The sequence below is a fragment of the Intrasporangium sp. genome (assembly GCF_032907665.1).
Taxonomy (GTDB): Bacteria; Actinomycetota; Actinomycetes; order Actinomycetales; family Dermatophilaceae; genus Intrasporangium.
The window spans coordinates 9,656-19,376 of the sequence record NZ_JAJJPG010000069.1; the positions used below are offsets into that span (position 1 = coordinate 9,656).

General features: G+C 70.3%; 10 protein-coding genes. 4 read left to right on the plus strand and 6 right to left on the minus strand.

What is annotated here, in order from left to right:
- Positions 1–204: 204 nt before the first annotated feature.
- The 4 genes from LOY02_RS11470 to LOY02_RS11485 form a co-directional block, all read right to left on the minus strand.
- A complete protein-coding gene (locus LOY02_RS11470) occupies positions 205–936 on the minus strand; it encodes an MBL fold metallo-hydrolase (RefSeq protein ID WP_317182492.1) in 732 nt (243 codons plus the stop codon).
- Between the two features lie 140 nt (positions 937–1,076).
- Entirely contained in the window at positions 1,077–1,964 is an 888-nt protein-coding gene (locus tag LOY02_RS11475; protein ID WP_317182493.1) for an NUDIX domain-containing protein, read from the minus strand.
- An 8-nt stretch (positions 1,965–1,972) separates the two neighbouring features.
- A complete protein-coding gene (locus LOY02_RS11480; protein WP_317182494.1) occupies positions 1,973–2,455 on the minus strand; it encodes a RidA family protein in 483 nt (160 codons plus the stop codon).
- A 6-nt stretch (positions 2,456–2,461) separates the two neighbouring features.
- Positions 2,462–2,617: a hypothetical protein gene (locus LOY02_RS11485; protein ID WP_272463858.1), complete on the minus strand. Its 156-nt coding sequence runs from the start codon at positions 2,615–2,617 to the stop codon at positions 2,462–2,464.
- A 41-nt stretch (positions 2,618–2,658) separates the two neighbouring features.
- Between LOY02_RS11485 and LOY02_RS11490 the strand changes: the two genes are divergently transcribed.
- From LOY02_RS11490 to LOY02_RS11500, 3 genes are all read left to right on the plus strand, one after another.
- Positions 2,659–3,474, plus strand: coding sequence for an alpha/beta hydrolase family protein (locus tag LOY02_RS11490; protein WP_317182495.1), 816 nt, complete (start codon positions 2,659–2,661; stop codon positions 3,472–3,474).
- A 141-nt stretch (positions 3,475–3,615) separates the two neighbouring features.
- Positions 3,616–4,665, plus strand: coding sequence for an ArsA-related P-loop ATPase (locus LOY02_RS11495; RefSeq protein ID WP_317182500.1), 1,050 nt, complete (start codon positions 3,616–3,618; stop codon positions 4,663–4,665).
- Positions 4,662–5,882, plus strand: a complete 1,221-nt coding sequence (locus LOY02_RS11500) for an ArsA family ATPase (protein WP_410505941.1) — start codon at positions 4,662–4,664, stop codon at positions 5,880–5,882. The genes LOY02_RS11495 and LOY02_RS11500 overlap by 4 nt, the downstream gene beginning before the upstream one ends.
- Positions 5,883–5,953: 71 nt before the next feature.
- Here the strand turns inward: LOY02_RS11500 and LOY02_RS11505 are convergent, their stop codons facing one another.
- Positions 5,954–6,259: a WhiB family transcriptional regulator gene (locus LOY02_RS11505; RefSeq protein ID WP_317182496.1), complete on the minus strand. Its 306-nt coding sequence runs from the start codon at positions 6,257–6,259 to the stop codon at positions 5,954–5,956.
- A gap of 259 nt (positions 6,260–6,518) precedes the next feature.
- Here LOY02_RS11505 and LOY02_RS11510 point away from each other — a divergent pair, with 259 nt between their 5' ends.
- Positions 6,519–8,924 (plus strand): transglycosylase domain-containing protein, encoded by a 2,406-nt coding sequence (locus tag LOY02_RS11510; RefSeq protein WP_317182497.1) that lies wholly within the window; start codon positions 6,519–6,521, stop codon positions 8,922–8,924.
- 129 nt (positions 8,925–9,053) lie between these two features.
- Here LOY02_RS11510 and LOY02_RS11515 read toward each other — a convergent pair whose 3' ends face one another.
- Positions 9,054–9,509: a GatB/YqeY domain-containing protein gene (locus LOY02_RS11515; protein WP_317182498.1), complete on the minus strand. Its 456-nt coding sequence runs from the start codon at positions 9,507–9,509 to the stop codon at positions 9,054–9,056.
- Positions 9,510–9,721 lie beyond the last annotated feature (212 nt).

Here is a 9,721-nt window from a genome sequence, read left to right on the forward strand (position 1 = left end):
TGACCCGTCCCGCAGGTCAGTGTCGGTTCCCGTTCACCGAGCGACACTGACCCGTCCCGCAGGTCAGTGTCGGTTCCCGTTCACCGAGCGACACTGACCCGTCCCGCAGGTCAGTGTCGGTTCCCGTTCACCGAGCGACACTGACCCGTCCCGCAGGTCAGTGTCGGTTCCCGTTCACCGAGCGACACTGACCCGTGAGAGGGGTCAGTGTGTGAGGGCGCCGCCGGAGGGGCGTTCGCGCAGGTAGGCGAGCTGTGCCTGAACCGACATCTCGGCTGCTCCCCACACGCTGCGCGGCACGTCTGCGTACACCCGCTCGACGACCTCTCGCGCTGTCGTGTCACCCGCGGCGAGCGCCGCACGCACCTGCTCGAGCCGCTCGGCCCGGTGCCTGAGATAGAAGGTCACCGTCGCTGCCGCATCCTCGACGAAGGGCCCGTGCCCCGGCAGGATGCTCGCCACCTGTCCGGTGCGGGTCATCGCCTCGATGCGCTGGAGCGACTCGAGGTAGGACTCGAGGTGCCCGTCCGGCCAGGCGACCACGGTCGTCCCGCGGCCGAGGACGGTGTCACCGGTGAGCAGGGCCGTGTCGGCGGGGACGAGGAAGGAGTAGGAGTCGCCCGTGTGGCCGGGCGTCGCCACGGCGACGAGCTCGAGCCCGCCAACGCGGATGACCTCGCCAGGCGCAACGTCGTCGTGTCCGCGCCCGAAGGCCCGCACGGGGGCCCCGGTCAGCTCGTGGAACCGGTCCGCGGACTCGGCGTGGTCGAGGTGCCCGTGCGTGAGCAGGGTCAACGCCACTCGTCGTCCGCCCTCCTCGACGCGGTCGATGACCCGGGCCAGGTGCGCCTCGTCAAGCGGTCCCGGGTCGATGACGACGGCCTCCGAGGAGCCGGGCTCCGCCAGGATCCACGTGTTCGTCCCGTCGAGTGTCATCGGTGACGGGTTCGGGCACAACACGCACGTCGCCCGATCGCTCGTCGCGCCACCGCTCCAGCCCGGGTCCGCCTCCACACCCTTCACACCATCACCTCCACGCCGACACCTCCACCGTGCTCACTCCACCGTCGTGCGCATCAGATGTCGATCCGCATGGCCGGACCGTCCGGGGTCTCGACGATCTCCGGCATGATCAGCGGCAGGTCGTCGTTGTGCGACACGAAGTCGGCAGCACGAGCCGCGGCGCCGACCTGCTCCACCCACACGAGGGTCGGCGGGAGCAGGGAAGCCTGCCCAGCGGCATACTCCTCGAGCAGGTCCTCCGGGACGACCCACTCTGCGGTCTCCGCCTCGCTCGTCTCCCCGTCGGCGACCTGGTGCTCCGGCATCACCGCGGCGAAGAACCACGTGTCGAACCGTCTCGGCTCGAAGACCGGGGTGAGCCAGTGCGCCTTGGCCACGATGAGGTCCGAGCGCAGCACGAGGCGCCGCTCGACGAGCACCTCCGCGAGGGACAGCTCCCGAGTGACCAGCCGTTCGCGGACTCCGGCCCACGTCTCGTCGTGCGGGTCGACGAGTGGGCCACTCGCGGAGGAGCCGGCCAACAGCACGCCGACCTCCTCGAAGACCTCCCGGATCGCGGCCACGACATACATCTGCGCCTCGGCCGGCGTGCACCCCATCCGCTCCGCCCACTCCTCCGGCGTCGGACCCGCCCACGGCAGCCCGGACTCCCCGTCGCGCGGGTCGACGCCGCCCCCGGGGAAGACATGCATGCTCGGCGCGAACGCCATCCCGGAGACGCGCTTGAGCATGAAGACCTCGGGGCCCCGCTCGCCGTCACGGACGAGCATCACTGTGCTCGCCTGCCGAGGCCTCGCCTCGTCCCACCGCTCGCCGCCCAGCCAGCGGAGGGCGAGGTCGCCCAGACCGCTGACCTTGGTGAGGGGGAAGTGTCGCGCCGGGCGATCCCCGGGTGTCGGGGCACGCGAACCGGGTGTCGGAGGGTCGACAGCTGAGGGCATGCCGCTGGTCAGTCGGCGACCGACACGACGATCTCGACCTCGACCGGCGCGTCGAGCGGCAGCGAGGCGACGCCGACGGCACTGCGGGCGTGGGCGCCCCGGTCCCCGAAGGCCGTGCCGAGCAGCTCGCTCGCGCCGTTGATGACCCCGGGCTGGCCGGTGAAGCCGGGGTCGCTCGCGACGAACCCGACGACCTTGACGACCTGGGTCACCCGGTCGAGGTCGCCGACGACGGACTTCACCGCGGCGATCGCGTTGAGGGCGCACAGAGCGGCCAGCTCCTTCGCGGCGTCGGGGTCGACTCCACCGTCGGCCCCGACCTTCCCGGTGGCCTGCAGCGCGCCGTCCTTCATCGGCAGCTGGCCGGAGGTGTAGACGAGGTCGCCGTTGCGCAACGCCGGCACGTAGGCCGCGACGGGTGGCACGACGTCGGGGACGGTGAGCCCGAGCTCGGCGAGGCGGTCCTCGACGGCAGACCTACCAGCAGACATCGGTCATCAGCCCTTCGGACGCTTGAAGTAGGCGACAAGGCTCGTCCCGTCGGGTCCGGGCACGACCTGGACGAGCTCCCAGCCGTCCGCGCCGAAGTTGTCGAGGATCTGCTTCGTGTTGTGGATGAGCAGAGGTGCGGTGAGGTACTCCCACGTGGTCATGGGCCTCACCCTACTCAGGCTCGCACTGGCACCATGACCGCATGACCAGGGAGCGGGACCCGCACGCCGACGACGTCCTGAGCCGTCCCGCGCCGCCGCCGCACGACACGAGGCCGTATGCCGCTGGGCCGGCCCAGGTCTATGACGTGCGGTTCCCCTCCTCCCGCCCTCCGTCCCCCCACTCGAGCGGCCCGGGAATCCGCCGAGCGACGGTTCTCGTGGTGCACGGCGGCTTCTGGCGCGCGGAGTACGACCGGTCCCACACCGCGGCGCAGGCAGCGGGACTGGCGGAGGCCGGCTGGCACGTCGCGGTCGGGGAGTACCGCCGCGCCGAGATGCCGGGCGGCGGCTGGCCGGGCACCTTCGAGGACCTGGCCGCGCTGGTGGCCGCCGTCGCCGCCGACCGCGACCTGCCGGGGCCGCTCCTGCTCATGGGGCACTCCGCAGGCGGTCACCTCGTGGCCTGGGCCGCGAACCAGCCATGGGCCGATCTCCTCACCGGCGTCGTCGTGCTGGCCGGCTGCGTCGACCTCTCGGCGACCGACCGGCTCCACCTCGGGGCAGATGCCGCGCGCGCCTTCCTGGGCAGTCCCGAGGTCGAGTCGGAGGCGTGGCGGGCCGCAGACCCGATGAGCGGCCTGCCGCCGCGCGTTCCGGTGCGCCTCGTCCACGGCGTCCTCGACCGCGAGGTGCCGGTCGCCGTCACCGACGCCTATCTCCGTGAGGCCCAGCGGCTCGGCGCCGACGTCAGACTCGACGTCGTGCCGGAAGCCGGCCACTACTCCGTCATCGACCCGCAGTCCCCGGCCTGGCCGCACGTCCTCAAGGCTCTCGACGACATCGGCACCCCGAGCTGAGGCCACGGCGGCAACCGGGTTGCCGACGGTGGCTGTCCTCCGCGTGCATGCGACACCGGGACCCCGGTGCACCGCTTGTGACATCCACCCCGAGTGGGCGTGCCGACGGTGACGCCGCAATAGAGTGCGGGTGTGACGACGATGAGCGCGCGCTCTCGGGCGATCGGCGCCCTGGAGTGGGAACGTGCCCGCCTGCACGTCGTCACGGGCAAGGGCGGCACGGGCAAGACGACGGTCGCGGCAGCCCTCGCGATCGCGCTCGCCTGCCGTCCGGCGACTCCACCGAAGAGGATCCTGCTCGCCGAGGTCGAGGGCCGGCAGGGCATCAGCCAGACGTTCGACGTGCCGCCCCTCGGCACCGAGGAGACCCGGATCGCCCGCATGAAGTCCGGCGGCGAGATCGTCGGACTGTCCGTCGACGCCAAGGCCGCACTCCTCGAGTACCTGCAGCTGTTCTACAAGCTCGGGCGGGCGGGCAAGCTCCTCGAGAAGTTCGGGGCCATCGACTTCGCGACGACGATCGCGCCCGGCGTCCGGGACGTCCTGCTCATCGGCAAGCTCTACGAGGCCAACCGACGCCGCAAGGACGGCCGGCACCGGGGAGCCGGCCCAGCGGCATACGACGCCATCGTCATGGACGCACCGCCCACAGGCCGCATCGGCCGCTTCCTCAGCGTCAACTCGGAGGTCGCCGACCTCGCGCGCGTCGGCCCGATCCACAGCCAGGCCGGTTCCATCACGCAGCTGCTCGAGAGCGACCAGACGCTCGTCCACGTCGTCACGCTCCTCGAGGAGATGCCGGTGCAGGAAACCCTCGAGGCCGTCCGCGAGCTGGAGTCGAAGAACCTGCGCGTCGGCACCATCGTCGTCAACATGGTGCGGGAGCCGCTCCTCGACGACCTGGCCCTCGGCCAGGCCCGCAATGGTCGCCTGCACAAGCCGTCGATCACCGCACAGCTCGCCGATGCGGGCGTCACGGTGTCGCCGGAGCTCGTCGACGGCCTGCTCGAGGAGGCCTACGACCACGCACACCGGGTCGACCTCGAGCGTGAGCAGCTCGCGCTCCTCCAGGAGTCCGGCCTGCCGCTGCTGCTCCTGCCCGCCCTGCCCGGAGGCGTCGACCCCGGGTCGGTGCGTGAGCTCGCCGACATCCTGTGGGACGAGCTCGAGGGATTGGGCCTCGTCCGATGAGCCGGCCCAGCCAGACGACCGACGAGACGCCGGTCCACACGACCGCGCACGTCAGGGCCACCCAGGCTGCGCCCCGGCTCGACGTCGACGCGATGATCGCCGACCCCGGTGTGGAGATCGTCGTGTGCACCGGCGCGGGCGGGGTGGGCAAGACGACGGTGGCTGCTGCGCTCGGCCTGCGCGCCGCCGAGGCCGGACGCAGGGTCGTCGTCCTGACGATCGACCCCGCGCGGCGCCTCGCCCAGGCCCTCGGCCTCACCGAGCTCGACAACACCCCGCGGCCGGTGGCCGGCCTCGACCTGTCGAAGGGCGGTTCCCTCGACGCGATGATGCTCGACATGAAGCGGACCTTCGACGAGGTCGTCGTCGCCCACGCCGACCCCGGCAAGGCGGAGCAGATCCTCGCCAACCCGTTCTACCAGGCGGTCAGCTCGTCCTTCGCGGGCACGCAGGAGTACATGGCGATGGAGAAGCTGGGCCAGCTGAAGGCCCAGGCCGACGCCTCCCCGGACGGCTGGGACCTCATCATCGTCGACACCCCGCCGTCCCGGTCCGCGCTCGACTTCCTCGACGCACCGAACCGGCTCGGCAGCTTCCTCGACGGCCGTTTCATCCGGCTGCTCACGGCGCCGGCGAAGGCGAGCGGGCGCGCCGGCCTCAAGGTGTTCGGCTTGGGTGTCCAGCTCGTCAGCAGCACGATGACCAAGATCCTCGGTGGGCAGTTCCTCAGCGACGTGCAGACGTTCGTCGCGGCGCTCGACACGATGTTCGGCGGGTTCCGCGAGCGCGCCGACCAGACCTACCAGCTCCTGTCGCGCACGGGGACCTCGTTCCTCGTCGTCGCTGCGCCGGAGCGCGACGCCCTGCGCGAGGCGTCCTACTTCGTGGAACGCCTCCAAGCAGACGGTATGCCGCTGAGCGGGCTCGTCGTCAACCGCATGGGTCGCGTCTCGGCGGGGGCCCTGACGCCTTCGCGTGCCCTGGCGGTCGCCGAGTCGCTCGAGGACAGCGGAGGGCCGAAGTCCGCGGCCAACGCCGCCGGACTGCTCCGGCTGCACGCTGCGGTCGTGACGACGGCGCAACGGCAGCGCGAGCTCGCCCAGCGGTTCTCGAGGGCGCACCCGGACGTGCCGGTCGTGCAGGTGCCTGCCCTGGGCAGGGACGTCCACGACCTGGAGAGTCTCCGCGAAGTCGGGAACGCGCTTGCTGGGTCGTGACCCCCGTTGTCACGACCCAGCAAGTGGTTCTGTGCTCGTGTTGCCTTGTGCCCGGCAGCCCGCGACCCTCCTCAGGCGGGCCTGGCCTGGGCCTCCATGCCGGCTCGCAGCGCGGCCTTCCACGACGAGATGTCCGGCCGCTTGCGAAGCAGCGCGCGACGCTCCCGCTCGGTCATCCCACCCCAGACCCCGAACTCCGTCCGGTTGTCGAGCGCCTCGGCGAGGCACTGCGCCAGCACGGGGCAGGTCTTGCAGACCGCCTTCGCCTCGTGCTGGGCCTTGCCGCGGACGAAGAGCGCGTCCGGGTCCTTGCCGGTGCACGCGGCCTGACTGGCCCACTCGTCGACCCACGTTGTCGAATTGGTGGCGACACTCATTCTGTTCTACCCCTCCCCGCTCGGCGCCTCCCATGACACCGAGTCAGATCCCGACCGTCCCACCGGTCCAGATCGGGCCCCCCTTCGGCCCAAACGAGACATTACGAGCGTTGAGTCCGGGCCGGACATAGGCCGAATGCATCATTTGCGCCGACCAGTGACTAGTCACCCCCTGACCAGCACGAATCGGGCCAATTGCCTCTCAGAGGCCCACGCGGCCGGCTCTGATACCACAGGCACAGCGGTTACCCTTGGCCGCATGTCGTCTTCGCGCACCACGTCCATCGGCGGTGTCATCAGCCTGCTCGGGGCCTTCCTCGCGGGGGCCATGGTCCTCGGGCTGCTCGCCGCAGGCCTGTTCATGCCCGCGGTGGGGGCGACCGGAGCCCTGGCCCGCAGTGGCGTCGACATCTTCAACGAGCTCCCCGGTGAGTTCAAGACGGACCCGCTGAGCCAGCAGTCACGCATCCTCACCGCTGACGGCAAGGTCATCGCGACGCCTGCGGAGCAGAACCGCATCATCGTCCCGCTCAAGAAGATCGCGCCGATCATGCGCGAGGCGCAGGTGGCCATCGAGGACCACCGCTTCTACGACCACGGCGGTTTCGACCTGCAGGGCGTCGTGCGTGCCGCGATCGCCAACATCCGCACCGGCCAGACGACATCCGGTGCGTCATCGTTGACACAGCAGTACGTCAAGATCTCGCTCCAGTACACCGCTCTCAACCAGGGGGACAAGCAGGCGGCCCAGGACGCGGTCCGCAAGGACTACATGCGCAAGCTCAAGGAGCTCAAGTACGCCGTCACCCTCGAGAAGCAGATGACCAAGGACGAGATCCTCCAGGGCTACCTCAACCTCGTCTACTACGGCGACCAGGCCTATGGCGTCGAGGCCGCCGCCCGCCACTACTTCTCCGTCCCGGCGAGCAAGCTCAGCCTGTCACAGGCCGCGCTCCTCGCGGGACTGACCCAGAACCCGGGCACCACCGACCCGGTCAACTTCCCGGAGCGGGCGCTCGCCCGGCGCAACGTCGTCCTCGACCGGATGCACGAGCTCGGCAAGATCTCCGACAAGGACTGGGCCGCCGCCAAGAAGCGCACGATCAAGCAGGACCTCAAGGTCTCACAGCCGAAGAGCACGTGTCTCGCGTCGCCGTACCCGTACTGGTGCGAGTTCGTCATCAACTACGTCGAGACGATGCCCGAGCTGGGCAAGACCGTGGAGCAGCGCCGGCGCCTCCTGCGCACGGGCGGCATCACCGTGCACACCACACTCGACCCGACGATCCAGAAGATCGCCCAGGAAGAGGTCACCCGCAAGGTCCCGATCGGTGACAAGTCGAACGTCGGCGCCGCCGCCTACATCACTGAGCCCGGGACGGGCAAGGTCCTCGGCTTCGCTCAGAACACGAAGTACACGGTCGAGAAGCAGAGCCGCGGCAAGACCGGCGTCTCCTGGGCCCTCGACAAGCAGTGGGGCGGCTCCAGTGGCTTCCAGTTCGGTTCGACGGCGAAGGCGTTCTCGCTGCTGACCGCGATGGAGTCGGGTATGCCGACAACCGCAAAGGTCAAGGCAAAGGCCGCGAGCAACACCCGTCCTGCGACCTACCAGCCGAAGGACTTCGCCAAGGGCTGCGGCCCCGGCAGCGAGTGGAAGGTGCTCAACGACACTGCGTTCGGTGGCGGCTCGATCGACCTGATGAAGGCGACCGCGTTGTCGACCAACACGGCCTTCGTCGCCCTGGCGCAGCAGGTCGGCGGCTGCAAGGTGTGGGACACGATGGCGCGTCTCGGTCTCAAGACCGCGAGCGGCAAGCCGGTGCCGAAGTACGCGCCGTCCTACATCCTCGGCGCTGCGGAGGTCTCGCCGCAGGGTGTGGCGCACTCCTACGCGACCCTCGCCGCGGACGGCAAGCGGTGCTCGATGGTCGTCGTCACCAAGGTGACCCAGGGCTCGAAGACGCTCGCCGCGCCGAAGACGAAGTGCGAGCAGGTCGCCAAGGCCGACCACGTCCGTGGGACGCACAAGTTCCTCGAGTACAACATGACCAACGGTTCGGGCGTGCGGAACCAGCTCGACGGGCGCCAGTCCGCCGGCAAGACCGGCACCGCCGACAAGAACAACGAGTCCTGGTTCGTCGGCTACACGCCCAACCTCGTCACCGCGGTCTGGGTCGGCACACCTGACGACGGGAACAAGCGCAGGATGTTCAACGTGCGCGTCGGCGGCGAGACCTACCCGGTGATGCACGGTGCTTCGATTGCCGCGCCGATCTGGAAGGGCATCATGAACCGGGCCCACGACGGCCTGCCGGTGAAGAAGTTCAAGGAGCCGTCGGACAAGGTGCTCAAGGGGGACCTCGTCGACATCCCGGGCGTCACCGGCCGCACCGTCAGCGACGCGACGAAGATCCTCGAGGGTGCCGGGTTCAGCGTCGACGTCGGTGGGACGATGGCCTCGAACATCCAGCAGGGCCTCGTCGCCGGCACCTCGCCCTTCGGTCGGGCCCCCAAGGGCAGCGTCGTGACCATCTACACGTCGAGCGGCCCGGACCAATCCGATCGCGACAAGGACAGGCCGGACCCGAAGCCGACCTTCACCATCGGGCCCCCACCGGGTGACTGGAAGCCACCGAAGCCGCCGAAGCCGAACGACGACGACTGACCTGCCGCCTGGAGTCCGTGTCGCCTGCCGCAGGTGCGGGAGGACGCTGAGCCGGCCCAGCGGCATACGGATCATGACGAAGGCCCCGGCGCGAGCGCGTCGGAGCCTTCGTCGTGGACTGGGGCGGCGTCAGCCGGCGAGGACCTTCCGGACGATCGCGGCGACCCGACCACCCTCGGCGCGTCCCGCGACGGCGGCGTTCGCTGCCTTCATGGCGAGCCCCATCTGCGGCATCCCGGTCGCCCCGGACGCGGTCACGGCCTCACGGACGATCGTCTCGAGCTCCGCGTCGTCGAGCTGTTTCGGCAGGTAGGTCTCGAGGACGGCGAGCTCGGCCTGCTCGACCTCGGCAAGCTCGATGCGGCCTGCGGACTGGTAGGCGTCGGCGGACTCGCGGCGCTTCTTGGCCTCCTTGGCGAGCACCTTGAGGACGTCGTCGTCGGTGAGCTCGCGCTGCTCCTTGCCGGCGACCTCCTCGTTCGTCACGGCGGTCAGGGCCATGCGGATCGTGCCGGCGCGCACCTGGTCGCGCTCGCGCATGGCCGCGGTGAGGTCGGCCTTCAGCTGCTCCTTGAGAGTGCTCATGCGCCCCAGTCTCTCAGGTGGCGACGTGCGCACCGGAGCTGCCCGAGTTGCTTCGGGCGGCCCACCGGATGCGAGGATGACGCCATGCGCGCCCTCACCAAGACCGTCCTCGGCCTCGGCGTCGCCGGCGCCGGCGTGCTCGGGTGGGCGTCGCTCATCGAGCGCAACGCCTTCGTGCTCAGGCGGTTCGAGGTGCCGGTGCTTCCTGCGGG

Excerpts from the sequence above, each read along its gene's own strand:
- LOY02_RS11470 (WP_317182492.1), bottom strand. The coding sequence starts at position 936 with ATGACACTCGACGGGACGAACACGTGGATCCTGGCGGAGCCCGGCTCC.
- LOY02_RS11475 (WP_317182493.1), bottom strand. The coding sequence starts at position 1,964 with ATGCCCTCAGCTGTCGACCCTCCGACACCCGGTTCGCGTGCCCCGACA.
- LOY02_RS11480 (WP_317182494.1), bottom strand. The coding sequence starts at position 2,455 with ATGTCTGCTGGTAGGTCTGCCGTCGAGGACCGCCTCGCCGAGCTCGGG.
- LOY02_RS11485 (WP_272463858.1), bottom strand. The coding sequence starts at position 2,617 with ATGACCACGTGGGAGTACCTCACCGCACCTCTGCTCATCCACAACACG.
- LOY02_RS11490 (WP_317182495.1), top strand. The coding sequence starts at position 2,659 with ATGACCAGGGAGCGGGACCCGCACGCCGACGACGTCCTGAGCCGTCCC.
- LOY02_RS11495 (WP_317182500.1), top strand. The coding sequence starts at position 3,616 with ATGAGCGCGCGCTCTCGGGCGATCGGCGCCCTGGAGTGGGAACGTGCC.
- LOY02_RS11500 (WP_410505941.1), top strand. The coding sequence starts at position 4,662 with ATGAGCCGGCCCAGCCAGACGACCGACGAGACGCCGGTCCACACGACC.
- LOY02_RS11505 (WP_317182496.1), bottom strand. The coding sequence starts at position 6,259 with ATGAGTGTCGCCACCAATTCGACAACGTGGGTCGACGAGTGGGCCAGT.
- LOY02_RS11510 (WP_317182497.1), top strand. The coding sequence starts at position 6,519 with ATGTCGTCTTCGCGCACCACGTCCATCGGCGGTGTCATCAGCCTGCTC.
- LOY02_RS11515 (WP_317182498.1), bottom strand. The coding sequence starts at position 9,509 with ATGAGCACTCTCAAGGAGCAGCTGAAGGCCGACCTCACCGCGGCCATG.